The following is a 26,789-nucleotide window of genomic DNA, read 5'->3' on the forward strand; positions in this document are numbered from 1 at the left end:
TAGAATTAATTTTCCTTTTTAAGTTCATCATCAACAGATTGAACAGACTCTGTGTCATTCGCTAGTTCCTCTTGGTGAACATGGGATTCAGAAGTTGAAGCTGTCTCAGTTTCAAGATTTTCTCCATCACGATTTTCATCAACATGATATTCAAACTCTTCCATATCACTTTCATCTCTAGTAGCTGCAACTTCTTGATAAGTATCACTTAAGTCTATTTCTTCATGAGGAACGAATGATTCTCTCTCTCCTAAAGAAAATTGATCTACCTCTTCTTGCAAGGTAAGCGCTATTTCTTGCAGTTCTGTCGCGGCAACGTTTACTTGGTGTATGGCTTCTTTTTGATGAATGCTTGAAGCGCTAACTTGTTCACTTGTAGCAACAGATTCTTCAGAGATCGCACTTACTTCAAAGAGCTTTTCAGATAAGTTTTCATTAGCAGATTCAACTCGCCCAATCGCACTTTTAACTTGAGAAATTCTTCCGTTAATCTGAGATACATTTTGAATGATGCTCGAAAACGCTTTTTCTGTCTGTTGCACAGATTCAACTTGATCCACACGATATTGTTCAAATCGTACCGTTTCTTTTGATAACAATTCCATCTGATTCGTCATCGATTTCACAAGCTGTTGAATTCTTAGCGCTTCATTCTTAGAACGCTCTGCAAGCTTTCTGACTTCACTGGCCACAACTGAAAAACCTCTACCTGCTTCGCCAGCTCTTGCTGATTCTATAGCCGCATTTAATGCAAGAAGATCTGTACTGCCAGCTATCTCTTGAATCGTTTCAACAATAGAATTGATCTGCTTGGACTGTTTACTCGCATCTTGAATCTCTGAGATCAAGCTTTGAGCTAATTCTAAAAAGTTCTCAGAATGTGTATTTAGTTGATGAACGATACTTGATCCCGCTTTTCCATCGTTTTCAGCTTGAATAGCATCTGAAGCGATCTCATCACTGATCGAAGCTGTTTCTTTAATATATCCGGTCACATCCGAAAGAAGAAGTGTACATTCTTGCAGGTGATCAGCCTGACTCTGAGCTCCTGTTGCTACTTGAGAGATGGCTTCTGTTACTTCATCACTTTGAGCAGTCGTTTCTTCTGATACAGCTGCTAAGTTTTGAGAGGAACTCGTAAGTTTCTCAGCCGCATCTTTCACTTCGATCATGGATTTTTGCATTTTTTCGGCCATGCGATTGAAGGTTTGAGCCAGTTCTCCCATTTCATCCTTAGAATTTGTCTCTACACGGTAAGAGAGGTCACCATCACCAATGATGGAGGCACCTTCTTTTAGAATGGAGATAGAAGATTGGATAGAGCGTAATAGCCAAACACCAATCACACTTAATATGGATAGGATCACGATACTCAATCCTATTAAACTGATCGTCAGCCAAAACTTAACTGATTTTTGGTTTTTCATTAGTTCGGCATTTTCTTTCTGCAAATTACTCTCTGCATCTTTTGTTGATTGATCAACAACATTTGCAATCTTTTCAAAAGTTGAAATATCATCTTCAATTTTCTTTGTGATCGATTGGATCGTATCTGCAGAAGTTGTATATTTTAATAAATTTGATTTAAAGGTAGACAACTGATCAGCGGGTAGATTTTTTTCATCTAACATTCGATCAAACGTTTGAGCACTTTCTTTAAAGTTCTTAACGGTTGTGGTGTCATATTGAATATGAACTTCTTTTTCATACGTCTGCATCTGCAAGAGAGTGATCAATAAAGCTTGGTCGTTCATTGCTTTTACAGAAGCATAAAAAGTATTAGATGTTTCTGTCATCATCTGCTTTAATGCATTAAGTTGAGTAGTAAGACTAGTGGCAGAATTAAATGATGTTTGATAAGCAGACAAGTCTTTTTCAATACCTTTTAATGAAGAACTGTTCGTTTCTTTTGCTACTTTACTTGTTTCCTTTTTTAAGGCATTTAAAGAGGTTAGCACCTTTTCTTTAGACTCTGTACTAGGGTCTCTTAAATACTCCTGTTCAAGTTTACGCACTTCGTTAAACGTACTTTGAATATCATTACTAGCACGTAATGTTAGTTGTACGGAATCTCTTTCTTCTTCCATTTGGGTGTTCTGCCATAAAAATAATCCGATAAATGCAAGTAATAGTACCATTCCGGCTAAACTGATGAAAAGCATCAGTCGCACTCTTCTTCGTATTGACAAGTTCATATGAATTCCCCCCTGCCATTTTATCGGTCTTTTTTGAATTATTTTAAGTTTCAAAGTAAAAAGAATTGTATGTAAAACCATTCAACTTTACACCTGTCTTTACATGAGTCTGAAACAAGTTATAATGTTTGAGGGACATGTTTAAAAGAACAGCTAAAGGAGTCATTATAGATGAGGGATTTTCTTAATAAAAAAGGGGTAAGTTTATCACCCAAAACGTATTTCATTACGGGGTTTCAATATTTTGCACTAGGATTGATGGCATCGCTTATCGTAGGACTAATTCTAAAGACGATCGGTGAGCAATTATCTCTTCCTTTTTTTACAGAGATGGGACAATTAGCGATGACTTTGATGGGTCCTGTGATTGGTACAGCTGTAGCGTACGGGTTAAAAGCACCTCCACTCGTTGTTTTTTCTGCAGGTATAGCGGGTGCAGCCGGAGCGGATCTTGGTAGTGTGGCAGGTTGTTATGTGGCAGCATTAATTGCGGTTGAAGTTGGAAAGCTAGTATCTGAAGAAACAAAATTTGATATTTTAATCACACCTGCCGTTACGATTTTTACAGGTTTTACGATTGCCACATTTATCGGACCGGGAATCGATCAATTCATGAAGGCATTTGGACAACTTGTCATGTGGTCAACTGATCAGAGACCACTAATCATGGGGATTTTAGTAGCAATCTTGCTAGGATTTGCATTAACTGGACCAATTTCATCTGCAGCGATAGCGATGATGCTTGGGCTAGAAGGGCTAGCCGCTGGCGCAGCAACGATAGGCTGTGCGGCTCAGATGATCGGGTTTGCTACAAGCTCCTATCGGGAAAATGGTTTTGGAGGCTTTTTGACTCAAGGAATCGGTACTTCTAAATTACAGTTTCCGAATGTAGTGAAAAATCCATATATCTTAATACCGCCAACGGTTGCTGGAATTCTATTAGCACCCGTTGGAACACTTTATTTTAAGATGGAGAACATACCAGCTGGAGCAGGGATGGGGACGAGTGGTCTCGTCGGACAAATTATGACGCTCAGGACGATGGGCTTTACCTTTGAAACGTTTCTTGCTATATTTATTTTGCATTTTATTGGACCGATCCTTATTAGTCTGATACTTTCAGAGTGGTTAAGAAAAAAAGGATACATTAAATTTGGCGATATGAAGCTGAATCAATAAGGAGACGAAGATAATGGAAAACATAAAATCGATCGAACAATTTAAAGAGGTCATTAAAAAGGATGTTACAATAGCTGTTTTTTCTGCAGACTGGTGCCCAGATTGTGTGGTAATCAAACCGATCCTGCCTGAAATCGAAGAAGAATATGCGAACTATCAATTTGTTTATGTAGATCGTGACGAACTGATTGAACTTTGTCAGGAGCTTGATATTTTTGGAATCCCTAGCTTCTTAGCATTCAAAGACGGTGAAGAAATCGGAAGATATGTAAATAAAGAGAGAAAGACAAAAGAGCAGATTGTTGCTTTTTTAGAAGAGCTTAACATTCCTTCAAATAGGTCAAAAGAGTATGCTATAATAACAAAAAATGATTTTTTTATGTGAAGGGAAGTTTTTTTGATGGCTAAAGTTGAAGTAAATCACAGCAAATATGAAGGGATTCGTTTTGACATTCAAGATGAGAACGTAATCCTCGTTGATATATTAGAAACTATTCCTTATGAATATGTAGGAAAAGATACGATGGTAACGATTCCTACAACTGAATTTACATCTGTATGTCCTTGGTCAGGTCTTCCTGACTTTGCTGATATTATCATCAGCTATATTCCTAATGAAGATCTAGTAGAGATGAAGTCATTGAAGTATTATCTAACTTCATATCGTAACGTTGGAATCTACCAAGAGCATGCTACAAACCGTATTTTGGAAGATCTAGTAAAACTACTTAAGCCGAAGTACATTAAAGTAGTTGGAAACTGGAATGCGCGCGGCGGACTAGGAACAGAAGTAGTTGTAGAATATAAAGAAGAGAACAGCAAGTAAGTGAACAAAAACCTCCATTAGGAGGTTTTTCACGTTACGTATAACCGTTGTTTAAGAAAGGGGGATTCATAGATGAGTAGTTCCATCAAATTAAAGAAAACACTACAAGAGAAATTGATGAGCCCAACACGTGAATTTGCATACGATAGAGAAGAGGAAACGCTTCGAATCACAAATAAGGTAACAGGTAAAGGTGTAACCTTATCTCTTGGAGGGCTTAGTGCTCGCTGGTCAAAAGAAAAAGATGAGCTTATAGATAAACTCGTGTATTACGTAGAAGAAGGATTGAACGCCGTTTCACCTGAACGTGAAGATTCGAATACTCTATCACGCATCTTTCCAGTCATTCGCTCTGCATCCTTTCCAATGGAAACGCCAGAAGGAGAAGAGCTTTTTTATCAAGAGCATACAGCAGAGACTAGGATATATTATGCTTTAGACCTAGGCAAAACCTACAAACTTCTTACGAATAATAAGATGAAGGAGTTAAAGGTTGAAAAGTCTCAATTACTTGATGCGGCAAAGTTCAATGTAAAGCGTTTATCAACAGATCATAAAGAAGACCAAGTTGCAGGAAATACCTTCTTCTTTTTAAACCATAATGATGGATACGATGCGAGTAGAATCTTAAACATTGCTTTCTTAGAAGAGATGAAGAAGAATATCTCCGGAGAAATGGCAGTAGCTATACCACATCAGGATGTGCTGATCGTTGCAGATATTAAGAATAAGCAAGGATACGATATCTTGGCTCAGATGGCGATGCAATTTTTTATGAACGGACGAGTTCCGATTACAGCTTTACCGTTTATGTATGACAACAAAGAGTTAGAACCAGTCTTTATTTTAGCCAAGAATAAACCAATAGATGAAGAAACAACAGATTGATAATAAAAGCCGCTAGATCATCTAGTGGTTTTTATTTCTTATCTTTTCCGTGCATGTGCTACAGATGAATATTTAGACTATTGTTTCTCTTCTATTTTCGCTACAATAAAGAAACAACCAACAGAAATAGGTGAGAAGATGAGTTGGATAAAAAAATTGATGAACACGTTTTTTGACGATGAAAATGAAGATGATTCCTACTATGAGGAAGAAAGAACCCGAAGTCAGGAATCTGTAAAAAAACAGCAATCTCCTGAAAGAATGGAGAATACTCAGAAGACGAAGCCAGCTCCTTTTGCAAGCAATGGAAGGAAACCGTCTCAATCAAATATACAGCATCCTGCAAAAATGCTGCATAAGTATCCAGAGAATGCACCATTTCGTTTTCCTGTGATTCCAGATGAAAAGATTGCAAAACCAGTTGCACAACGACATACATATCCGCAGAATGAGACACACCCGTATAAAGATTCCAGTAGAGAAGAGAAATCATACCAAGAAGCACGTCCTGTTCGAGAGCAACGTACGATTCAAAATGAGAGTCGAAGATCTAAAGGTACAACATCTGGCTTTAACCAAGAACCAAAACGACAAGCATTCAAAGCATCAAATGTTCCTTCACCTGTTTACGGATACGAGAGAAGAAATAAAAATGATGTGAAAAGTAATCCTGAACAAAAGGAAACATCTCTTGAAGTGAAATCGAGGTTTACACCTACAGACGTTCCTTCCCCTGTATACGGATATGGAAAGAGAAAGCCAGAAGGTATCCTGTTTATCGGTAGAGATATCCCAGAAAAGGACTCTGTGACAGAAGAACTTTTAAAGAATGTTGAAGAAGTTCTTCCTGCCCCAACCACAGAAAACGTGATAGTTTCACAAGAGATCGTAAGTGAGAATAGTATTTTGCAGGAATCAAACCATCGTTTAGTTGATCAAAAGGAAATACCTGTAAAAGATAATCGAGATATAGTGGAAGAAGAGGGGCATAGTGAGTCCCTTGAAATGATTGTTGAATCCGAAGACGTGTATGTGTCAGAAGAAGAAAATCATGAGGATCACTCTTTAAATGTTGAGAAAGAGAATCAAATGATTGAACCTGTTGAAGGATCTGAAGTGGCTGAGAAACGCACCGAAAGACCTAAAATGCAACCTGTTCAAGAAATAGCTCCTAGTATTGTAGAAGAAACGCAAGTACAAGAAAATGTAGTTACTGAAGAAACACAGCCAAAGAAGGAAGTTCCAAAAAGTGGCGGTCAATTCGTTCCTTTCAATGTGTTGATGCTAAAAAAAGACAGGAAGTCATTAACACGTCCTGTTTCAAAACCAGAAATTCAAAAATCAGAAAGCAGTCAAACACCAAGAACCGAATTCAATATTCATCAACGCGCTGAAGCTGTCCAAAATCAGTTATACGTACCTTTGTCTCTATTGAATAAAGCAAAGATTTCACTCGAAGATGATGATCTTTGGTTAAACGAACAAAAGCAAACCCTTCAGTCAACACTGGATAACTTTAATGTGAATGCAAAAGTGGTTCACATGACAAAAGGTCCTGCAGTTACACGTTTTGAAGTTCAGCCTGCACCAGGTGTAAAGGTAAACAAGATCACAAACCTAACAGATGACATAAAACTTAGCCTGGCTGCTCGTGACATAAGAATCGAAGCGCCGATTCCAGGAAAGAACGCAATCGGTATAGAAGTGCCGAACCAGCATAGTAGAGCTGTTTATTTACGTGAGATCATTGAAGATGATGTATTTAAGGATTCAGCATCCTCTCTGACCGTTGCTCTCGGGTTAGACATTTCAGGAGCACCGGTAGTGACTGATCTTCAAAAGATGCCGCACGGCCTAATTGCAGGAGCGACGGGATCTGGAAAGAGCGTTTGTATCAACTCTATACTTGTAAGCTTGCTGTATAAAGCAAAGCCGGAAGATGTGAGATTGTTGCTCGTCGATCCTAAGATGGTCGAACTCGCACCATACAATCATATTCCGCACCTAGTAACACCTGTTATCACAGACGCAAAAGAAGCAACAGCTGCTTTAAAATGGGCAGTGGAGGAAATGGAGCGTCGTTATGAAGAGTTTGCAAAAACAGGTGTACGAGAGATAAAGCGTTACAATCAAAAGATGGAAGAAGAGCAACATTATAAAAACAAGATGCCGTACATTGTTGTAGTTATTGATGAGTTGGCTGACCTTATGATGGTATCACCGCAAGAAGTAGAAGAAGCAATATGCCGAATCGCTCAGAAAGCAAGAGCATGCGGTATTCATCTTCTTCTTGCAACACAGCGTCCATCAGTAGATGTTATCACGGGACTGATTAAAGCTAATGTGCCGACTCGTACAGCATTCGCCGTTTCGTCCGCGATTGATTCACGAACCATTTTAGATATGAGTGGGGCAGAACGGTTATTAGGACGAGGCGATATGCTCTTTATGGAGAATGGATCGAACAAAGCGGTTCGTATTCAAGGAACGTACGTGTCTGATGAAGAAATTGAAGAAGTGACACGTTACGTAAAAGAAGAGTATCAGACAGAATATCTTTTCACTCGTGAAGAACTGATTCAGCATCAGCAAACCACAGAAGTAGAAGACGAACTGTTTGAAGAAGCGTGTTACTACGTTATCGAAGTAGGGGCAGCATCCTCTTCTAGCTTGCAGCGTAGATTTAGAATCGGTTATAACCGAGCAGCAAGATTGGTAGACATGATGGAAAGTTTCGGCCTTGTCTCTGAAACGATGGGAAGTAAACCAAGACATGTTCTTCTTACACAAGAAGAACTAGAAAATCGTTTATATAGTGGTGTAGAGTAAGGTGAGAAAGAGCTTGTTGCAGGGGACGCCCTGCAACGGCTCTTTTTTTGGTGATGTATAGAAATCCTGCATTATTAGAATTTTAGGATGCCGGCAAAAATAAAATGATATCGGCAAGAAAAAGATTATAACGGGGAATATAACTTTTTATCGGCAAATTTCCGATTTTACACTGTCTTGATAAGGCCAAAAGGTATCTGTTAAATGATTTTCTTGAGTTATTGTGCCTTGTTCGCTATTATAGTGTGGGGAATAGTTCCCTTCTTTTTACCTTGGAAAAAGTCATGAGGAGTAAAGTAATGAAAGAAATAGAATTAAAGCTGCAAGGAAAAATCAAGCGGCTCACGAATAAAACATTTAAATTTGACGAACGGATCAGAGAAGGTTGGTTCTCTGCTGTTTATTTTCTTAAAACATGTGAGATTGTAGAATCATTTAAACCTGAGAATATCGTAACGATGCAGTTCTTTCAAAAAAGTGACGCTGTCTTTTGCGGTTCAGATGAAGCGATCGCACTTATTAAAACATTTGCTAAGGATGTTGACTCTCTTGAGATTCATTCTTTAAAAGATGGAGACAAAATCTCTCCTTTTGAAACGGTGTTAACGATTAAGGGGCCGTATCAAAACTTTGGTTTCTTAGAAGGAATGATCGATGGAATTCTAGCCAGAAGAACATCGGTAGCTACGAATGTTTATAATGTTGTAAAAGCTGCTAGTAAATCAGGCGTACAGAAGCCGGTCATCTTTATGGGCGACCGAGATGATCATTTTGCACAACAAGCTGGAGATGGTTATGCATCTTATATTGGTGGTTCAACCGCTCAGGCTACACATGCGATGAATGAATGGTGGGGCAAACAAGGTATGGGTACGATGCCACACGCTCTCATTCAAATCTTTAATGGTGACATTGTGGAAGCTACGAAAGCTTATCACGCGAAATACCCTGAAGACGACCTGATCTCACTCGTTGACTATAACAATGACGTGATAACAGATGCTTTAAAAGTAGCGAGAGAGTTTGGAGAAACGTTAAAAGGGGTAAGGGTTGATACTTCACGAACGATGGTCGATCAATATTTCTTTAGAAACCCTGATGTACTAGGGTCGTTTGATCCAAGAGGTGTGAATCCAGAACTGATCTTTGCACTTCGAAAAGCTTTAGATGAAGAAGGTTTCCATCATGTTAAAATTGTTGTTAGCGGTGGATTTACGAAAGAGAGAATTGAGCAGTTTGAAGAACAAAAAGTACCTGTAGATATTTATGGGGTAGGTAGTAATCTACTAAAGATCAATATTGGATTTACTGGTGATAATGTGATGATGAACGAACAACATCAAGCAAAAGCAGGAAGGATCTATCGCCATAACCCAAGATTAGAGCTAGTGGAATAACAGCTATCTATTTTTTGGAGAAGTTTGGTTAAAATAGATAAAAAGCTCTATTAGACTTTTATCATTTGTCTATCATGGTGATTGGACAATAACTTTGCTATAATGGTTCAAGTATTCCGAATCAAGCCTGAATGTGCATAAATAACCGTTTCAGACAGCAGGCATATAATAATACAAATAGGCCTTTTAGAAGGTGTTCTTTTTGTGGAGGGCTATACATGACAAAATACCATTTTATTGGAATTAAAGGGACAGGAATGAGCCCGTTGGCACAAATTCTTCATGACAATGGTCATGATGTTCAAGGTTCAGATATTGAACAATTTATTTTTACTCAGACAGCACTTGAAGAAAAAAACATCCCGGTGTTACCGTTTGACAAGAACAACGTTAAAGAAGGTCAAACGATTATCGCAGGTAATGCTTTTGGCGAACAACATGAAGAGATTCAAGAGGCGAATGAAAAAAATATACCTATTCATAGATATCACCATTTTCTTGGAGAGTATCTATCTAACTTTACATCAATTGCAGTTACAGGATCTCACGGAAAAACGTCAACAACAGGTTTATTAGCACATGTAGTCGGTGCAGCAAAGCCTACTTCTTATCTGATCGGTGATGGAACAGGTAAAGGAAGCAAAGGCAGCGAATACTTTGTGTTTGAAGCATGTGAATATCGCAGACATTTCTTATCGTACAACCCGGATTACGCGATTATCACAAACATTGATTTTGATCATCCTGATTATTTTTCAGATTTAAAAGATGTAATCAGTGCATTCCAATCGATGGCGATGCAAGTGAAAAAGGCGATTATCGCATGTGGTGATGATGCAAATCTTCAAGAGATTCATGCACAAGTGCCCGTTGTATTCTATGGCTTTGGTGATCATAATGATTTTCAAGCTAAGAATGTGAACCGTGGTGATGAAGGTACGACATTTGATGTATTCGTACGCAACACGTTCTATGGGACATTCCAGATTCCAGGGTACGGTACACATAACGTATTGAACGCACTGGCAGTCATTGCGATCTGTCATTATGAAACATTACCTATGGATATCATTAAAGAGCAATTGAAAAGCTTTACGGGCGTTAAACGACGTTTCTCTGAAAAATCAGTTGGGAATCAAATCTTGATCGATGACTATGCTCATCACCCGACAGAGATTAAAGTAACGATTGAAGCGACAAAGTATAAGTATAAAAATCGTGAAGTGGTAGCGATCTTCCAACCACATACTTTTACACGAACAAAGACGTTCTTAGATGAATTTGCAGCAAGCCTAAGTGAAGCAGACCATGTTTACCTGTGTGATATTTTTGGTTCTGCAAGAGAGAATGCTGGGAATCTTTCAATCGAAAATTTGATAGAAAAAATCCCTAACGCACAATTGATTACAGAAGATAAAGTGGATGTACTAAAAAAATACAAAGATGGTGTTTTATTGTTCATGGGTGCTGGAGATATTCAAAAGTTCCAAAGAGCATATGAAGAAACACTGACTGCAAAACCATAAGAAAAAGACTTGCCGGACGGCAAGTCTTTTTTTGTATTTTCTTTTGATTAATTCGTGAAAGTTTATACCTGCGAAGGCTTATGCTTCATTGATAAGTTGATTGTAGTGCAAGGTGGGAGACTCCTGGGGGATCAGCGGGACAGGTGAGACTCCTAACAGCGCAGAGCGCTAGGAGGCTCACCGCACGCCCCCCGGAAAGCGAGCATCCTGGAACGGAAATCAACTACTTACATGAGCTTTTCTACAAGTATTACTTTAAATTCTCAGGGTTCAATTGCTCTAATTCAGGAAGAACGAAAACACCATCTTTACGGATCAACACGTCATCAAAGAAAATCTCTCCGCCACCGTAATCAGGACGTTGAATCATGACCATATCCCAATGGATGTTTGATTCGTTACCGTTATAAGCCTCTTCATAAGCTTGACCAGGCGTAAAGTGGAAGCTGCCGTCGATCTTTTCATCGAAAAGAATATCTTTCATCGGATGCTTGATGAACGGGTTAACACCAATCGCAAACTCGCCTACATAACGAGAACCTTCATCTGTATCAAAAATCTTGTTGATACGCTCAGAATCGTTTGCTGTCGCTTTTACGATCTTACCGTTCTCAAACGTTAACTGCACATTTTCGAACGTAAAGCCGTTATATGGAGATGGCGTGTTATACGAGATCGTTCCGTTTACGGAGTCTTTCACGGGAGCTGTAAACACTTCACCATCAGGTATGTTGTTTTGTCCTGAACATTTAATGGATGGAATATCTTTGATCGAAAACGATAGATCTGTTCCAGGACCAGTGATGCGAACTTTATCCGTCTTATCCATAAGATCTTTTAGCGCAGTCATCGCGTCATCCATTTTTCCATAATCAAGGTTACATACTTCAAAGTAAAAGTCTTCGAACGCTTCTGTACTCATGCTCGCAGATTGTGCCATAGAAGCGTTTGGATAGCGAAGCACACACCATTTTGTCTTTTTGATACGAATCTTACGGTGCATCGCAAAGATCGTTTTTTCATAAAGCGCCATCTTTTCAGATGGAACATCAGACATTTCGTTGATGTTATCACCAGAACGAAGACCGATATAAGCATCCATCTGGTTCATCAGATCACCTTCGTGCTTCGCGATCATCTCCATCTGTTCTTCTGTTGCTTGAGTGTATTGTGCGCGCATAACCGAATGATCTTTAAGTAATACGAATGGAAAACCGCCAGCAGCATATGCTTCTTGAACAAGTGCGTTTACAAGTTCTTTTTGTAGCCCAAAGTTTTCAATTAATACTTTTTCACCTTTTTGCAGATTAACGGAATATGTAATCAAGTTTTTTGCCAGTTGTTGAATTCTTGGATCTCTCATGTTGAAGAAGCCCCCTATATATTTGATATCTTCTTTATTTTAACTTAATTTAAACAATTTGTAATGTTCTAGAAAAGGATTTTAATGAAGTGGCAAAGAATACTATTAAAAAACACGTTTTCTTTGATTAAAACTCGGGAAAAAGCAATAATATACTTTCAGGAGGTGTCTCGAATAATGGATATCATTATCTCAATCAGTGTAGCACTAGTCGCAGTTGCATTTGTCGTACTCGTTTATTTTTTATCAGGGGCTTTGAAATCTTTACAAATCACCCTCAATCATGTCGCGGTAACGCTAGAAAGTCTAGAGAAGCAATTAGATGGCGTAACGCGCGAGACAACCGATTTGCTACATAAAACAAACCAGTTAGCCGAGGATGTTCAAAAGAAATCAGATTCACTTAACAACGTGTTCTCTGCCGTTCAAGATTTCGGTCAATCCGTTCAAAAGGTGAACCAATCTGTTCGCAAAGTAACAGACCAGATTACGGTTGAAACAGAGCGACAGTCTAAACAAATATCGCAAGCGGTTCAATGGGGAAATGCAGCATTGAATTTATGGGAAAAATACAAACTCAAAAAATCCAATGTTGAAACAACACAAAGACAATATTCTAGAGGAGGAGTGTAAATGAGCAACAACAACAATCAAAACATTGATAGCAAAGATTTTATTATCGGTGCTCTTGTTGGTGGTATGTTAGGAGCTGCTGCAGCGTTATTATTAGCGCCGAAAGCAGGGAAAGAATTGCGAAGCGATCTGAATGAACAAGCCGTTTATTTAAAGGATAAAAGTAACGAATTCTCTCATTTGGCTCGAGAAAAATCCTCAAACATTGTGAAGACAGTGTCTGAGCAATCGAATCAAGTTGCGACAAAGGTAAAAGATCTTACTTCAAACCTTCGCAAAGATATCGATAAGTGGCGCGCGAAAGAAGAAGAAAATGCGTCTGAGCTGTATGGCGAAATTACTGATGATATTCAAGAAGAAGGTCATTTGGATTATGATCCTGCAAATGAACAGGAATTAGTAGAGCAAAAATATTGATAAGTATTGTATGAATATGAAAAGATAAGAAAAAGAACTTGTTTCTTTTTCTTTTCTTTTTATAATGGAGGTAGAAATCGATATGTCACTTATCCAACTACAAAACGAACAAGATTGGAATCTAGTAAAAGAGCAAAGAAATCGTATTATTCTCATGAAGAACAGCACAACATGCCCTGTGAGTCATGAAGCTTTTAAAGAATTTCAAAAGTTTGCAGCGGATAACGAGAACGAAACGTTATATTATTTGAACGTTCAAGATGCAAGATCACTGAGCAATGCGATTGCAGAGCAAACAGGAGTGAAGCACGAATCACCCCAAGTCTTAATCTTCGATGGGAATAACGTGGTTTGGCACGATTCACATTGGAACATCACAAATAAAAAGCTTGCACAAGCGAATGAAAAAACAAAAGCGTAGCCAATGGCTACGCTTTTTTTCTTCGTTTCTAAACAAGTACTTCAAATTTTAAAAGAAGTTCATCACCTGTTTGAATCTCGGTTTGAAAGCCTGCCTTTTCACCATTCTTTAAAAGAATCAAGCTTTCGCCAGGCTTTGGTTGAAGTGTAAGTTCTACTTTTGTAAAAACATCCTGAAAAATAAACGGTTGTTGATCGGTTTTCTTCATCACTAGCCGTTCCTGAGCATGAAGAACAGTATCCATACGAAGCTTCTCTTCTTCTCGGTAAAAGCTATAGAGTGGCCGGACAAGAGTTAGTTCTTCTTCGTTAAAAATAACCGTACATGACTGATGCAGATTTAGGTAAAGAGCATCTGTTATATGTTTTAAAGTTACTTGTTCTTCTTCTACGCGTTGATATACCAATCGGTCACCATCGTTCCATGATGTATGGTGATGAACACTTTGATCGTTCAGATGAACCGAATCAGTGAGCTTTGTTGGAAGGGTAAGAGGCTTACCATCTACAAAAATAGTAAAATGAGAACGTTTCGTTTCTGTATTCCATCCTTTTAGATCGAAGATATCCGAAAGGGTTGAAGGGAAGCGATAATAACAATCATCTCTATCACGTATGAACGTATTTAGGCCTACACGTTGTTCATTTATATAATAATGAGTTTCAAACGTCTCCTCTTCGCCGTTAACCCATAACGTTTTTACAGAATGATCATCAAAAGCCTCCCGAATCGAGATCTCAGCGTCCTCCCCGTTATGCCCTGCTTCATAATGAATGGTAGCTCCCTCTAAGACTTCGTCTGACAGCGTACATGGAACACCATTCATTTCAATAGATGGGGCTGAACCAATCTTTCCTTTAAACATCTTCACTTCACCATTCAATCGGACCATCAATCCCATTCCTGGTTTACCGTAAAGTTTTGAAAGGTCAGCTCCTCCGGCAATCAATGCATCACCGATCGTTAGTTTTTTCACCTGAAATAAGCGTATTGTTTTTCCGTTCACAGAAACCGTTACATATTTAACGGGATTTTCTTTAGCAGCAATCCCAATTCCTACAGGCGTTACGAGTTCAGGACCTTCTTCTTTTAATGAAGGGATCAAGGATTGGATTGCGTTAAGGCCGCGTATCGCTACGCGTTCAATAGGCAAACTTAGTTTTTCGGCCACTTTCTCCCGTAATTGAGGGGTTAGACTGCCGCCTCCCACGAGCATGATCGCCTGTGGTGCTTTGGCGTTCAACCGAAGAATTTCTTGTGTAATCCCATCTGCTAAACTTTCTATCGAATGCTCGATCGTCAAGATCACTTCAGATGTGTCTTTTTGGGATGGAAACCCTAAGATATCTGTATACGTTACAACCGTCTTTTCTGTTAACGAACGTTTAAGCTGTTCAGCTACAGGAAAATCTAGCAAAAGGGCAGAACTGACGGCTTCTGTAATTTCATCACCTGCAATCGGAACCATCCCATAAGCAATAACTGTTCCTTGTGCGGTAATCGCTATATCTGAAGTACCAGCTCCTATATCTACAAGAGCTACATTTAACTTCCTCATAGAAGACGGAATCAGTACATTGATGGCTGCGATTGGTTCTAGCGTTAGTGCTTCCATCTCAAGTCCTGCTTCGTCTAGAGCTTTCATTAAAGAATCAACGACGACTCTTGGTAAGAAAGTAGCGATTACTTCCACACTAGCTCTGTTACCTTGCTGACCGATAAAGCTCCCGATCTCATGCTCATCTAGATAGTAGTGAAGGACAGAATATCCAACACAATCGTAGAGTAGATTTGAGTTCTCATCTAATAAGCTGGCTAACTGATATTGAGCTTGTTGAACAGCTGCAAGTTCCATATGGATTACTTCTTCCTGTGAAGAGATATCACCAAGTGAAAGGTCTTTTTCAGAACGACCTTTTACGGTCTTAAGAGCTCGTCCTGCAGCTGCAACGCAAACTTTTGTAAGTGGGCCGACTTCAAGTTCGAGCTCATTCTTTATCGTTCGGATCACTCTGGCAACAGCTGGGATATGGTGAATCTGACCATCAAGCATAGAACGCTCTTCATGTTCGATCATTTTTTTATGTAAAATCTCATACTTTCCGTTTTCATGTTGCTTTAAAATCATACCAACAACGGAACGTGTCCCGATATCTAGTGCGAATAAAAGATTTTTGTCCACGAAGGCACCTCTTTTTGTTACGATAGATGTATAGGTAGTCTTATAAACGTCCTAATTATTAGAAATGTATCATATTTCTTACATTATATAAATACTGAGGTGCTCTTATATGAATCATCTAGAGTTAAACACGTTACGAACCGAGCTCGATGAAGTAAATAAAGAATTGTTAGCGTTGATCAACAAACGAGGTGAACTTGTTCAGCGAATCGGTAAGATCAAATCCGATCAAGGTATGAAGAAGTACGATCCTGTAAGAGAAAGACATATGTTAGATCTCGTTTCTTCAGAGAACGAAGGGCCCTTTGAAACGAGTACGCTTCACCATCTGTTTAAAGAGATATTTAAAGCAGGTCTCGAACTACAAGAAGTGAATCACAAAAAAGAACTCCTTGTATCGAGAAAAAAAAGGCCTGAAGACACGGTGATTTCTATTAAAGGCCAGGAGATTGGAAACGGAAATCCACTGTTAATTGCTGGACCATGTGCTGTAGAGAGTTATGAACAAACCGCTTTAGTAGCCGATGCTGTAACGAAGAATGGCATAAGGCTGTTACGAGGTGGAGCGTTCAAACCCCGAACGTCCCCTTATGATTTCCAAGGTTTGGGTGTAGAAGGATTACAGATTCTCAAAAGAGTAGCAGATGAATACAATTGTGCTGTCATCAGTGAAATTGTGCATCCACAAGATCTGGAAATGGCCTGTGACTATTTGGACATCATTCAAATTGGGGCTAGAAACATGCAGAACTATGAGCTGTTAAAAGCAGCTGGAAAGCTCAATAAGCCTGTCCTATTAAAAAGGGGTCTTGCTGCAACACTCGATGAGTTCATTAACTCCGCTGAATATATCATGTCCCAAGGAAACGGACAGATTATCCTTTGTGAAAGAGGCATCAGAACGTATGAACGAGCAACACGAAACACATTGGATATTACGGCTGTTCCTATATTAAAACAAGAAACACATCTGCCTGTATTTGTAGATGTCACACATTCAACCGGAAGAAAAGATTTGCTTCTTCCTGCTGCAAAGGCTGCTTTTGCCATCGGAGCGGATGGAGTTATGGCAGAAGTGCATCCAGACCCAGCCGTAGCTTTATCGGATGCTGCACAGCAGATGAACATCGAAGAATTTCAAGAATTTGTCGAAGAACTGGTTTCTTCTCGTTTTCTTAAACTGAATCAGATGGTGTAAGAATAAAGAACCGGTCAGCTTTTGGAATAGATGCTGCCGGTTTTTTTAATATCACTAACCACTCTGAAAAAGTGTATGATTCTGCCTATTTTCGCCAAAAATAAGTAAAATAGGTGCATTTTATTTTATTCTTTTTTTAATGTATGAATAAATAGTGAAACATGTCTCTATTCGTTGCCTACTTTACTACTTTATCGTATGATAATAGCATTACATAGCTGTCGGATATGCAGTATATAAGGAGGATTTTTTTTGAATACAACAATTTATGATGTAGCTCGTGAGGCAGGTGTCTCAATGGCAACGGTTTCTCGTGTTGTTAACGGAAACCCAAACGTTAAGCCATCTACTAGAAAGAAAGTACTAGAAGCGATCGAAAGGTTAGGTTACCGCCCGAATGCAGTAGCACGAGGACTGGCAAGCAAGAAAACAACAACGGTCGGTGTTATCATCCCAGATATCTCTAGCATCTTCTTTGCAGAATTAGCTCGTGGGATTGAAGATATTGCAACCATGTACAAATACAACATCATCCTTTGTAACTCTGATCAAAACAAGGAAAAAGAAATCCATCTTTTAAACACCTTATTAGGTAAGCAGGTGGATGGAATTGTATTCATGGGCGGAAAAATTACTGAAGAGCATGTAGAAGAATTCAAGCGTGCAGCTGTTCCAATCGTTATGGCAGCTACAGTGGATATGAACGAAGAAGTCCCATCTGTAAACATTGATTATCAAAATGCGGTATATGAAGCGGTCTCTCACTTGCTTGAAAAAGGTCATTCTTCTGTAGCGATGGTAACAGGACCACTAGAAGACCCAATCAACGGCTATTATAAGTTCAATGGTTACCGTAAAGCGTTAGAAGAACATGGTAAGAAGGTTGATGAGAGTCAAGTATTCGTTGGTGAATACACATATGATTCTGGAATGGAAGCGATCGAAAGCTTTCTAGAGAGTGAAAACAAACCTTCAGCTGTTTTTGTAGGTACGGATGAAATGGCATTAGGAGTAATTCACGGTGCACAAGACAGAGGTTTGAGCGTGCCGGAAGATCTTGAAGTAATTGGATTCGATAACACAAGACTGGCTACGATGGTTCGTCCAACATTATCAACAGTCGTTCAACCGATGTATGATATCGGAGCAGTAGCGATGCGCTTGTTAACAAAATTGATGAACAAAGAAACGGTTGAAGAACATACGGTAGTATTGCCTCATCGTATTCAATTCAGAGATTCTACAAAACAATAACGAAGTGTTGAGGTGGGCGAAGTGAGAATTGGCATCATCGGTGCGATGGACGAGGAAATCGTTTATATGAAAGAAGCACTGGATATCTATGGGGAAAGCGTTTTTGCTCAAAATAAGTTTTATGAAGGCACACATCACAACAAAGAGATCGTTCTATGTAAGTCTGGCGTAGGGAAAGTTAACGCAGCGATTACCACTCAGATTCTTATCGATCGCTTTCAAGTCACTCATGTTCTTTTCACAGGAGTAGCAGGTGCACTTGATCCTGAACTGGAAGTAGGAGACATTGTCATTTCATCTAGTGCGATGCAGCATGATATGGATGCTTCTGCATTAAGCCCTGATTTTCCAAAAGGAACAATCCCAATGTTTGCGTTTGATTCTGAATTTAAAGCTGATGCTCAGTTAGTAAAGTTGGCAGAAGCTGCTGCAGAACGGTTACAAGGACCTCAAGTGAGAATCGGAAAAGTACTAAGCGGTGATCAGTTTATCGCTGATCGTGAACTGGTTGAAGTATATTCTGCTCTCTTTAATGGAACTTGTATCGAGATGGAGGGATCAGCAGTGGCACAAGCTTCATTTTTAAATGAAGTACCATTCGTGATCATCCGTTCGATCTCTGATAAAGCAAATGGTGAAGCACCAGCTAGCTTTGCCGAATTTACCGCTTTAGCGGCGCGCCGTTCGTCGGACATGGTAGAGACCATTATCGAATCCTTATAGATGTAACTTAGAGGAACTGACCCGTCAATGGATGGGTCGGTTTTTTTGTTGTGGGTCTAATGGTTTTGTCGAAAAGTGGTTAAAAGTTTTTATCCGCGAAATTATTTTACATTACCGTGAAATTAATTCGATTTACCGTGGATATATTTTCGATTACCGTGAAATTATGAACATAAACATTAAAATGCTTGTCTTCTACAGCTATTTTCAGGCTTAAAAACATAGAAAAAGAGGACTAAACGATAAAGTCCTCTTCTCTTTATGAACTCTTTTTAATGGAATACAAGCACTTTTCCAATGTTGCTCTGTTTTTTGATGTGATCTCTTCTTTTCTTGGAATCGGTTTATAGATTCCGGATTCATCTTCCCATGTAGGAGGAAGAGGGTGCTTCGCTTCACTCGTCCAACGCTTTAGCCAGTTCTCTGCGATTTGTCCGGAAGGTGCTTGATCATTCATGACACACCATAAATAGGACCACGCTCTCGGAACGACACGCCAAATATCGTAACCGCCACCGCCTGTTGCAATCCAGCGGCCTCCGCAATATTTTTCAGCGACTTTCTTTGCGATCCTTGGAATTTCTGTATACGTTTTCATCGTTACAGATAAATGCGTTAAAGGATCGTAGTAATGAGCATCAACACCATTTTGGGTAATGATAACGTCCGGTTTGAAAAATTCTGCAACTTCCCACAAGCTCTTTTCATAGCACTCTAAGAAGGATTCATCTTCAGTAAAGGCATCGACTGGAACATTAAAAGAAAAGCCATATCCTTTTCCCGCTCCTTTTTCATGAATCGATCCTGTTCCAGGAAACAAGTAGCGCCCTGTTTCGTGGATGGAAAGGGTACAAACATCTGGATCATCATAGAAAGCCCATTGTACACCATCACCATGATGAGCATCTGTATCAACATACAATACACGCGCTTTATATTTACGTTTCATGTATTCAATCGCAATGGAGCTGTCATTGTAGATACAGAACCCAGAAGCTTTTCCTCTAAACCCATGATGAAGCCCTCCACTTAGACTAAGAGCATGCTTTGATTTTCCTTCCATTACGTGATCTACAGCTGTAAGAGTGGCACCGACAATCCAACTGCTCGCTTCATGCATGTTTGGGAAAATGGGTGTATCCTCTGTACCGAGTCCATAATTTAGAGCGATCTCTCGATTAAGCTGTCCTTTTCCAGCCTGCTTTACAGCTTCCACATACCCTGGATCATGAATCAACATGATCTCCTCATCTGTTGCTTGTCTAGGTTTAATAATCTGTTCGTCCTCCAAACAACCTGAATCTCTTAACAGCTCATAAGCTAGCTGTACTCTAAGCTGGTTGAATGGATGCGTCTCACTGAACTTATATCCTAAAAGGTCTGATGAATAAACAAAAACAGAATCATTTTTCATCGTGTTCACCCGGTACAGGTGGCCATTTGACTTCATAGCCGTTGTCAATTAAGTGTTCGATGACTGGAAGCGGGTTCATCGTTCCTACGCGAAATACAATAATCTTTTCTCTCTCATTATGAGAAGGATAGACGAGGACCGAGCTGATGTTCAAGTGGAAATCCTTCAAGACACTCGCTACCTTTGCCAATTCACCAGCTTCGTTCGGTACCACAACTTCTAGATGAGATCCTGGTTGATGAGTACCTGTTAAAAGGATAAAGGCATGTAGCATCTCACGTTCGGTAATTAATCCAACTAACTTCGTCTCTTCCAACACTGGTATACAGCTAACATTATGTTCATAAAAGATCGTGGAAAGTTCTTCTGCAATGTCATAAGGATGAGCGGAAAAGATAGCTTGTTTCATTATGCTGGAAACCGGTTTCTCAAAATCTTCTGGGTGCTCATTTTGATGAAAGATAGAAGGACTCGCATCTTTTACTTCACGATCTGTAACAAGGCCGAGAAAGTCTCCATTTTTGTCAATCACCGGCAAGTTTCGAATATCTTTCTCAAGCATTAACTGAATGGCTGTACCGATCGTTTCGTTTTCATGAATCGTTACAACATTCTTTTGCATCATATTTTGAACGATCATATCGTAACACTCCCATTTGTTTTCTCTCTCGTCTACTGATTGAATTAATACATAAAACGATTTTTAAAACGTAATCGGTCAAACTGCTGGATCGTGTCTAAGTCAATTCTTTTTCCGATGCGGACCATTAAACAATTAGCCGGGTGCGAACTGATCTCAGGATCATCTGTTGCCATATATTCCAGGTCGCCTGCATTCATCATTTTTTCCATGACTTTTCGGTAATCCCAAACGGATAGTTTCGTTCCTTTTAAATCCCAGTGCCAATAGTATTCTGTTGTGATAATGATATAGTCTTCCATGGCATCATCCATCATGGATACTTTTAAAAGTGTTTTTCCAACTTTAAAGTTCCGATATTCAGGTATGACTTCAATCGCACCTAATTCTAATAGATTGTCCATGTTTCCTTCAGACCAACGTTCAAGCGGATCTGGATAGACGTATGTAACATAACCGATAACGGTATCTTTATTTTTGGCGATTATGATTCTTCCTTCTGGTAGTCTAGCAATTTCAGTTACAGCTTTCTTTTGTTCATTTGCCGGCCTAAATGCTTTTAAATCTTCATGAAAATAAAGACCTTCTAATGTTTGGGCTGATACGGGTCCTTCGACTGTAATCGTCCCATGACTCGTCTTTAGTGCTACACAGTTGTATGTTTTGGTATGTTTCATTTTTACACCACCTAGGTTGGTTTCCAACTTCTATTATACATCATTAAAGGTTGTTGTAAGGGTTTACATGACCGTTTTTATAGATAGTTCTAATAAGTTAAAAAATTTAGATAATATGATATAATTAAAGAGATATTCATAAGGGAAGGGAGATTTAGCAATGAAACTGGAAGCGCTTCCGATTATAAAAGGTGATTTTAATCTACAAGATTATGAGGCTACATACGGAGCATTTGATTGGAAAGACATTGAAAAAGAATTCTCCTGGCACAAGACAGGACGAGTCAATATGGCATATGAAGCTATAGACCGTCATGCAGCATCCCATCGAAAAAACAAGGTAGCTCTTTATTTCTCAGATCAAAACAGAGATGAGAAGTATACGTTTAAAGACATGAAAGAGATGTCTAACAAAGCAGGTAATATGTTACGCCAAATTGGTGTTGAAAAAGGAGATCGTGTCTTCATCTTTATGCCGCGTTCCCCTGAACTTTACTTTACGTTTCTTGGTGCAATCAAACTTGGAGCAATTGTTGGTCCGCTGTTTGAAGCATTCATGGAGGGAGCAGTAAGAGACAGACTTGAAGATAGTGAGGCAAAAGTGCTTGTTACTACGCCAGCACTCTTAGAGCGTGTCCCAGTCGATCAACTGCCGAAATTGAAGAATGTTATTTTGGTTGGAGAAGATGTTAAAGAAGAGGGACCGTATGTAAATTATTTCGATCGTATGAATAATGCATCAAAAGATCTAGATATTGAATGGGTAGATCGTGAAGACGGATTAATCCTACACTACACATCTGGATCGACCGGTAAACCAAAAGGTGTCCTTCATGTTCATAATGCGATGCTTCAGCATTTCCAGACTTCAAAATGGGTACTCGATCTAAAAGAAGACGATGTATACTGGTGCACGGCCGATCCTGGTTGGGTAACTGGAACTTCTTATGGCATATTCGGTCCATGGTTGAACGGCGCATCAAGTGTGATTCGTGGTGGACGTTTCTCACCTGAAGATTGGTATGGAACGATTGAAAACTATGGTGTAACGGTTTGGTACAGTGCTCCAACTGCTTTTCGTATGTTGATGGGTGCTGGAGACGAAGTAGTAAAGAAATTTGATATGTCCTCACTCCGTCATATATTAAGTGTAGGTGAACCTCTTAACCCTGAGGTTGTGAGATGGGGAATGAAGGTGTTTAACTTACGCATACATGACAACTGGTGGATGACGGAAACAGGTGGCCAGCTGATCAGTAACTACCCAGCGATGGAGATCAAACCTGGTTCAATGGGTAAACCGTTTCCAGGAGTAGAAGCAGCGATCATTGACGACCAAGATAACATCCTACCTCCGTATCGAATGGGCAACCTTGCCATCAAAAAAGGCTGGCCGTCCATGATGCGTGCAATCTGGAACAATCCTGAAAAATATGATTCTTATTTTACGCCAGGTGGCTGGTATGTTTCCGGAGATTCTGCTTATATGGATGAAGATGGGTATTTCTGGTTCCAAGGTAGAATTGATGATGTGATCATGACCTCAGGCGAACGAGTAGGGCCGTTTGAAGTGGAAAGTAAGCTCGTCGAACACCCAGCTGTTGCAGAAGCAGGTGTAATAGGAAAACCTGATCCTGTTCGAGGCGAGATTATTAAAGCATTCATCGCCCTTCGCTCTGGTTATGAAGCGAGCGATGAACTGATCGAGGAAATCCGTGGTTTTGTAAAAGCAGGACTTGCTGCGCATGCAGCACCGCGTGAAATTGAGTTCCGTGATAAGCTTCCAAAGACAAGAAGCGGTAAGATTATGCGTCGTGTACTTAAAGCTTGGGAACTTGATCTACCAACGGGTGATCTCTCTACGATGGAAGACTAATGTAAACACGATGAAAAACCCTCGAATTATCCATTCGAGGGTTTTTTCTTATTCTTGTTTTGTGTTGTTGCTGGAGGCGGATCGCCTGTGCCAGGATCAGAAGGTTCAGTTGGTGGCGGTGGTGGATCTTGTGGTTTGTCAGGCTTACCTCCATCTCCATTTCCATCTGTTGGTGGAGTAGGTGGTTCAGCTGGCGGTTTCTTTTCACCAACTTGAACTTTTGTTTGTGCAGGAGATTCCTTACCTGCAATATCCACTGCAGTCACATAAACGACTCCAGCAGGTACTTTGGCTGAAGTTTTATCCGCAGTCACAGAGCCGATCTTCTTAAATGATGTGCCATCTGAAGAGTGATAGATGCGGTAACCAATTACATCATTCTCTCCATGAGATGCCCATGAGAGTAAGCCATCTGACATTTTTGCGCCTGCAACTGGAGAAGGAACTTTGCCGTTCTCTTTTAATTCTTTTTCCGGAACAATGTTGTTCAATAGATTCGTTGTGTTCGTTAATTTGTTGAGTGCTTCTAATCCAAGTTCACGCAAGAACTCTTCCTTGATCAATACACCATCTTTCGTGAACTCTTGTGGTGTTGAAGGAAGTGCTTTATACTTCGCATCTCCTACAAGCACATACCGACCTTTGGTTAGTGTATCGTCTACTTCGTTAGGCGTAAACTTAGCGTTAAATAAATCTGTCGTAACAAGTCCAGCACTTCGGCATAGATCAGAAGGCAGCTTGCCAGAAATTCCACAGATCTCACGACGCACGATTCCTGAAGGCATTGCGAATTGCTTGTCGGGATCCACAAGTTGTGGTGAATTTTTGTATGCAGCATTTATAAGTTGTGCCCAAATCGTTTGATTTCTTTGTCCAGTGTTGCCTGCTAGGTCAGCTGGGGTATCATAACCGATCCAAACACCGAACGTTACGTTAGGATTTGATGCAACAAACCAAGAGTCTTTATCACCATTTGTTGTACCTGTCTTACCAGCCCAATCCGATTGGAAAGCTAGTTTGCGAGGAACACCTGAAGCCGTTCCAGAAGACAGAACATCTCTCATCATATCAATTAACAGATAGGATGTTTGAGGACTGTAAACGGGTTTTGCTTCACTCTTATGTTGGTAGATGACTTCACCATCATTAGACTCAATGCGCTCAATCATATAGGCATCAACAAAGTTTCCTCCGTTTGCGAAGGTAGAGAAAGCATTGACGTTTTCTTCAACAGTAATTCCGACTCCCAATGCTCCTAGTGCCATAGATGGTTGTGTACGATCACCTTGCGTAAGGCTCGTTACACCCATCTGCATCAGTTTCTCGGTAGCCTTCATATGATCAACACGCTGATAAGATTTAATAGCTGGTATGTTCCTTGATTTTTTCAAAGAGTGTCGAACTGAAACGAGACCATCAAAATCCATATCATAGTTATTTGGCTTCCATGTTCCTAATGCGATCGGTGTATCAGGAACGATTGAGCCTGGTTGAACTTTACCAGTTTCCAATGCGTAGGAATAAGCAAGTAAGGGTTTCATTGTTGATCCGTTTTGACGAGGCGCTCTCATCGCATGGTTGGTTTGTTCGCGGTTAAAATCACGTCCACCAACAAAACTGATAATTTTTCCTGTCTTATTTTCTATTAGCGTTGCACCAACTTCTTCAGGTTCTGGCTTATCAAGTTTGATTCTTTGTCCTCTGCTGTTATACACGTATTGGTTAGCAGGTCCGAATAAATTATCATTCTTCACTACCTGTTGCATATCATCGTATATCTTTTGATCTATGGTGGTAAAAATCTTAATGCCCTTTTGTCTAACTTGAGTACGTGCATTATCCTCATACTCTTTTAATTCCTCAGCACTTAAATCACTTAGTTTCTTTCCATCTTTTTCAGCGTTCAGCTTTGTAAGCAATTCTACTGTGCGTCTTTGAATTTCGACTGTTAAGTACGGATATCTTTCAAAAGAAGACTGCTTTTTCGTTGTAAGATTCTTCTTAATATCATATTTCATAGCTTCATCATATTCAGCTTGTGTTATGGACCCAGCAGATAACATCCGGCTAAGAACAGTTTGCATACGCTTAATTCCTGCTGTCATGTCTTCCTTTTGTTCTCCACCTTTGTTAAAAGGGGTATAAACGAAAGGGTTCTTTGGAAGGCCAGATAGGTAAGCAGATTGAGCAAGATTAAGCTTAGATGCAGGGACTCCAAAAACCCCTTCTGCAGCGGCTTGTATGCCGGCGACATTTCGACCGGATGAGTTTCTTCCGTAAGGTACGATGTTTAAGTAAGCTTCTAGAATCTCATCCTTCTTGAGTACTTTCTCAAGTCTCATCGCTAGTAAAATTTCTTTTGCTTTTCGATCAAAAGACACTTCATTCGTTAGTATTTGATTTTTAATAAGCTGTTGAGTTAGTGTACTACCACCTGTAACAACAGAAGCACCAGAAAACTCTTGGAACATGGCGCGGAATATGGCTTTTGGCACAACACCATCATGTTCATAAAAATATTGATCTTCTGTTGATATAACGGCTTTTAATACATAAGGAGAAACTTCTTTTAAACTAATCTCTTGTCTATCAAGATCAGATTGAAGCTTTCCTAGATACGTTTTGTTAGCGAAATAGGCGGTACTCGTTTCTTCATAATTATAAATATCTTCTTTCATAGAAGTGTGTGCTCGTACAGGTTCGTCTTTTACGAGTGAAGCGAAGAAACCAGCTCCAACACCTGCAGCGAAAACCCCACCTAGGATAAGTAGTACAGTTACGATCAAGAACATGTTCCATGTGACGTTATATGTAATTCGTGCTGTTCGAATAATTCCTTTTTCCTTCAATAAGTGGACAAATTTCTCCCAGTTTTGCTTCAATTCATCAAAACGAGACATCATTTGGTAATCCCTCCCCCTCGTGTATTATAACATAAGGTCGATTTATGATAGAACACCGTTTTTGGAGATGAAGATTGACATGAAATTCATCTGTGTGGTAAAAATAAATGAAGATTATTATATGTTGAAAGCGAAGATAGGAATGAGTAGCAGGTGTCTCCCTGTTTCAGAAAGCTGGTGGTTGATGCGAACCAGTGCAAAGGCATGCTGTGAATTACCTCCTGGAGCTGTCTCTGTGAACGTTAAGT

General features: G+C 39.7%; 21 protein-coding genes and 1 other annotated feature (1 of these 22 running past the window's edge). Of the genes, 14 read left to right on the top strand and 7 right to left on the bottom strand.

The window, feature by feature from the left end; translation table 11 throughout:
- Nucleotides 1–5: 5 nt before the first annotated feature.
- Nucleotides 6–2,195, bottom strand: coding sequence for a methyl-accepting chemotaxis protein (locus ACFS5O_RS09065; RefSeq protein ID WP_205727082.1), 2,190 nt, complete (start codon nt 2,193–2,195; stop codon nt 6–8).
- Between the two features lie 171 nt (nt 2,196–2,366).
- Here ACFS5O_RS09065 and ACFS5O_RS09070 point away from each other — a divergent pair, with 171 nt between their 5' ends.
- The 7 genes from ACFS5O_RS09070 (at nt 2,367) to murC (ending at nt 10,840) form a co-directional block, all read left to right on the top strand.
- Nucleotides 2,367–3,374: a PTS sugar transporter subunit IIC gene (locus tag ACFS5O_RS09070; RefSeq protein WP_205727081.1), complete on the top strand. Its 1,008-nt coding sequence runs from the start codon at nt 2,367–2,369 to the stop codon at nt 3,372–3,374.
- Nucleotides 3,375–3,387: 13 nt separating this feature from the next.
- Nucleotides 3,388–3,759, top strand: coding sequence for a thioredoxin family protein (locus tag ACFS5O_RS09075; protein WP_205727080.1), 372 nt, complete (start codon nt 3,388–3,390; stop codon nt 3,757–3,759).
- Nucleotides 3,760–3,774: 15 nt separating this feature from the next.
- Nucleotides 3,775–4,200 (top strand): preQ(1) synthase, encoded by a 426-nt coding sequence (queF, locus tag ACFS5O_RS09080; RefSeq protein ID WP_066396893.1) that lies wholly within the window; start codon nt 3,775–3,777, stop codon nt 4,198–4,200.
- A 72-nt stretch (nt 4,201–4,272) separates the two neighbouring features.
- Nucleotides 4,273–5,088, top strand: coding sequence for a DUF1444 family protein (locus tag ACFS5O_RS09085; protein WP_205727079.1), 816 nt, complete (start codon nt 4,273–4,275; stop codon nt 5,086–5,088).
- Between the two features lie 138 nt (nt 5,089–5,226).
- Nucleotides 5,227–7,917, top strand: a complete 2,691-nt coding sequence (locus ACFS5O_RS09090; RefSeq protein ID WP_205727078.1) for a DNA translocase FtsK — start codon at nt 5,227–5,229, stop codon at nt 7,915–7,917.
- A 299-nt stretch (nt 7,918–8,216) separates the two neighbouring features.
- Entirely contained in the window at nt 8,217–9,314 is a 1,098-nt protein-coding gene (locus tag ACFS5O_RS09095; protein ID WP_205727077.1) for a nicotinate phosphoribosyltransferase, read from the top strand.
- Nucleotides 9,315–9,532: 218 nt separating this feature from the next.
- Nucleotides 9,533–10,840, top strand: coding sequence for a UDP-N-acetylmuramate--L-alanine ligase (gene murC, locus ACFS5O_RS09100; protein ID WP_205727076.1), 1,308 nt, complete (start codon nt 9,533–9,535; stop codon nt 10,838–10,840).
- A gap of 250 nt (nt 10,841–11,090) precedes the next feature.
- On the opposite strand, the gene ACFS5O_RS09105 is transcribed toward murC, so the two are convergent.
- The gene (locus ACFS5O_RS09105; protein ID WP_137788625.1) at nt 11,091–12,203 is read right to left on the bottom strand and encodes an aminopeptidase; all 1,113 of its coding nucleotides are present in this window, start codon (nt 12,201–12,203) and stop codon (nt 11,091–11,093) included.
- Between the two features lie 177 nt (nt 12,204–12,380).
- On the opposite strand from ACFS5O_RS09105, the gene ACFS5O_RS09110 reads away from it, so the two are divergent.
- The 3 genes from ACFS5O_RS09110 to ytxJ all read left to right on the top strand — a co-directional run bounded on the left by ACFS5O_RS09110 (nt 12,381) and on the right by ytxJ (nt 13,674).
- Entirely contained in the window at nt 12,381–12,836 is a 456-nt protein-coding gene (locus ACFS5O_RS09110) for a DUF948 domain-containing protein (protein WP_066396872.1), read from the top strand.
- A complete protein-coding gene (locus ACFS5O_RS09115; RefSeq protein WP_205727075.1) occupies nt 12,837–13,253 on the top strand; it encodes a YtxH domain-containing protein in 417 nt (138 codons plus the stop codon).
- An 82-nt stretch (nt 13,254–13,335) separates the two neighbouring features.
- A complete protein-coding gene (ytxJ, locus tag ACFS5O_RS09120) occupies nt 13,336–13,674 on the top strand; it encodes a bacillithiol system redox-active protein YtxJ (protein ID WP_066396868.1) in 339 nt (112 codons plus the stop codon).
- A 28-nt stretch (nt 13,675–13,702) separates the two neighbouring features.
- Here ytxJ and ACFS5O_RS09125 read toward each other — a convergent pair whose 3' ends face one another.
- Nucleotides 13,703–15,856 carry a cell division protein FtsA gene (locus ACFS5O_RS09125; RefSeq protein WP_318300260.1) on the bottom strand — a complete coding sequence of 718 codons (2,154 nt, stop codon included), beginning with the start codon at nt 15,854–15,856 and terminating at the stop codon, nt 13,703–13,705.
- Nucleotides 15,857–15,965: 109 nt separating this feature from the next.
- On the opposite strand from ACFS5O_RS09125, the gene ACFS5O_RS09130 reads away from it, so the two are divergent.
- The 3 genes from ACFS5O_RS09130 to ACFS5O_RS09140 all read left to right on the top strand — a co-directional run bounded on the left by ACFS5O_RS09130 (nt 15,966) and on the right by ACFS5O_RS09140 (nt 19,031).
- Complete coding sequence (locus ACFS5O_RS09130) at nt 15,966–17,054, top strand: bifunctional 3-deoxy-7-phosphoheptulonate synthase/chorismate mutase (protein ID WP_205727074.1); 1,089 nt, start codon at nt 15,966–15,968, stop codon at nt 17,052–17,054.
- A 252-nt stretch (nt 17,055–17,306) separates the two neighbouring features.
- Complete coding sequence (gene ccpA, locus ACFS5O_RS09135; RefSeq protein WP_205727073.1) at nt 17,307–18,308, top strand: catabolite control protein A; 1,002 nt, start codon at nt 17,307–17,309, stop codon at nt 18,306–18,308.
- Between the two features lie 21 nt (nt 18,309–18,329).
- Nucleotides 18,330–19,031 carry a 5'-methylthioadenosine/adenosylhomocysteine nucleosidase gene (locus ACFS5O_RS09140; RefSeq protein ID WP_205727072.1) on the top strand — a complete coding sequence of 234 codons (702 nt, stop codon included), beginning with the start codon at nt 18,330–18,332 and terminating at the stop codon, nt 19,029–19,031.
- Nucleotides 19,032–19,290: 259 nt separating this feature from the next.
- Here ACFS5O_RS09140 and ACFS5O_RS09145 read toward each other — a convergent pair whose 3' ends face one another.
- From ACFS5O_RS09145 to ACFS5O_RS09155, 3 genes are read right to left on the bottom strand one after another with little or no spacing between them, the layout of a single operon-like run.
- The gene (locus ACFS5O_RS09145; RefSeq protein ID WP_205727071.1) at nt 19,291–20,445 is read right to left on the bottom strand and encodes an acetoin utilization protein AcuC; all 1,155 of its coding nucleotides are present in this window, start codon (nt 20,443–20,445) and stop codon (nt 19,291–19,293) included.
- Nucleotides 20,435–21,085: an acetoin utilization AcuB family protein gene (locus tag ACFS5O_RS09150; RefSeq protein WP_205727070.1), complete on the bottom strand. Its 651-nt coding sequence runs from the start codon at nt 21,083–21,085 to the stop codon at nt 20,435–20,437. The genes ACFS5O_RS09145 and ACFS5O_RS09150 overlap by 11 nt, the downstream gene beginning before the upstream one ends.
- Before the next feature lie 44 nt (nt 21,086–21,129).
- Nucleotides 21,130–21,762 (bottom strand): GNAT family N-acetyltransferase, encoded by a 633-nt coding sequence (locus tag ACFS5O_RS09155; RefSeq protein ID WP_205727069.1) that lies wholly within the window; start codon nt 21,760–21,762, stop codon nt 21,130–21,132.
- A 160-nt stretch (nt 21,763–21,922) separates the two neighbouring features.
- On the opposite strand from ACFS5O_RS09155, the gene acsA reads away from it, so the two are divergent.
- Nucleotides 21,923–23,638, top strand: coding sequence for an acetate--CoA ligase (acsA, locus tag ACFS5O_RS09160; RefSeq protein ID WP_205727068.1), 1,716 nt, complete (start codon nt 21,923–21,925; stop codon nt 23,636–23,638).
- Between the two features lie 26 nt (nt 23,639–23,664).
- Here the strand turns inward: acsA and ACFS5O_RS09165 are convergent, their stop codons facing one another.
- On the bottom strand, nt 23,665–26,541 hold the full coding sequence (locus ACFS5O_RS09165; protein WP_205727067.1) for a transglycosylase domain-containing protein: 2,877 nt from the start codon (nt 26,539–26,541) through the stop codon (nt 23,665–23,667).
- A gap of 124 nt (nt 26,542–26,665) precedes the next feature.
- Nucleotides 26,666–26,789 (top strand) — a binding site (T-box leader) (it continues 98 nt past the right edge of the window).

It is taken from the genome of Fictibacillus nanhaiensis, assembly GCF_042686385.1.
In the GTDB taxonomy this organism is placed as follows: domain Bacteria; phylum Bacillota; class Bacilli; order Bacillales; family Fictibacillaceae; genus Fictibacillus; species Fictibacillus nanhaiensis.

Excerpts from the sequence above, each read along its gene's own strand:
- ACFS5O_RS09110 (WP_066396872.1), top strand. The coding sequence starts at position 12,381 with ATGGATATCATTATCTCAATCAGTGTAGCACTAGTCGCAGTTGCATTT.
- ACFS5O_RS09130 (WP_205727074.1), top strand. The coding sequence starts at position 15,966 with ATGAATCATCTAGAGTTAAACACGTTACGAACCGAGCTCGATGAAGTA.
- ACFS5O_RS09095 (WP_205727077.1), top strand. The coding sequence starts at position 8,217 with ATGAAAGAAATAGAATTAAAGCTGCAAGGAAAAATCAAGCGGCTCACG.
- ACFS5O_RS09075 (WP_205727080.1), top strand. The coding sequence starts at position 3,388 with ATGGAAAACATAAAATCGATCGAACAATTTAAAGAGGTCATTAAAAAG.
- acsA (WP_205727068.1), top strand. The coding sequence starts at position 21,923 with ATGAAACTGGAAGCGCTTCCGATTATAAAAGGTGATTTTAATCTACAA.
- ACFS5O_RS09145 (WP_205727071.1), bottom strand. The coding sequence starts at position 20,445 with ATGAAAAATGATTCTGTTTTTGTTTATTCATCAGACCTTTTAGGATAT.
- ACFS5O_RS09165 (WP_205727067.1), bottom strand. The coding sequence starts at position 26,541 with ATGATGTCTCGTTTTGATGAATTGAAGCAAAACTGGGAGAAATTTGTC.
- ACFS5O_RS09070 (WP_205727081.1), top strand. The coding sequence starts at position 2,367 with ATGAGGGATTTTCTTAATAAAAAAGGGGTAAGTTTATCACCCAAAACG.
- ytxJ (WP_066396868.1), top strand. The coding sequence starts at position 13,336 with ATGTCACTTATCCAACTACAAAACGAACAAGATTGGAATCTAGTAAAA.
- ACFS5O_RS09105 (WP_137788625.1), bottom strand. The coding sequence starts at position 12,203 with ATGAGAGATCCAAGAATTCAACAACTGGCAAAAAACTTGATTACATAT.
- ACFS5O_RS09155 (WP_205727069.1), bottom strand. The coding sequence starts at position 21,762 with ATGAAACATACCAAAACATACAACTGTGTAGCACTAAAGACGAGTCAT.
- queF (WP_066396893.1), top strand. The coding sequence starts at position 3,775 with ATGGCTAAAGTTGAAGTAAATCACAGCAAATATGAAGGGATTCGTTTT.
- ACFS5O_RS09150 (WP_205727070.1), bottom strand. The coding sequence starts at position 21,085 with ATGATCGTTCAAAATATGATGCAAAAGAATGTTGTAACGATTCATGAA.
- ACFS5O_RS09090 (WP_205727078.1), top strand. The coding sequence starts at position 5,227 with ATGAGTTGGATAAAAAAATTGATGAACACGTTTTTTGACGATGAAAAT.
- ACFS5O_RS09085 (WP_205727079.1), top strand. The coding sequence starts at position 4,273 with ATGAGTAGTTCCATCAAATTAAAGAAAACACTACAAGAGAAATTGATG.
- murC (WP_205727076.1), top strand. The coding sequence starts at position 9,533 with ATGACAAAATACCATTTTATTGGAATTAAAGGGACAGGAATGAGCCCG.
- ACFS5O_RS09115 (WP_205727075.1), top strand. The coding sequence starts at position 12,837 with ATGAGCAACAACAACAATCAAAACATTGATAGCAAAGATTTTATTATC.
- ACFS5O_RS09065 (WP_205727082.1), bottom strand. The coding sequence starts at position 2,195 with ATGAACTTGTCAATACGAAGAAGAGTGCGACTGATGCTTTTCATCAGT.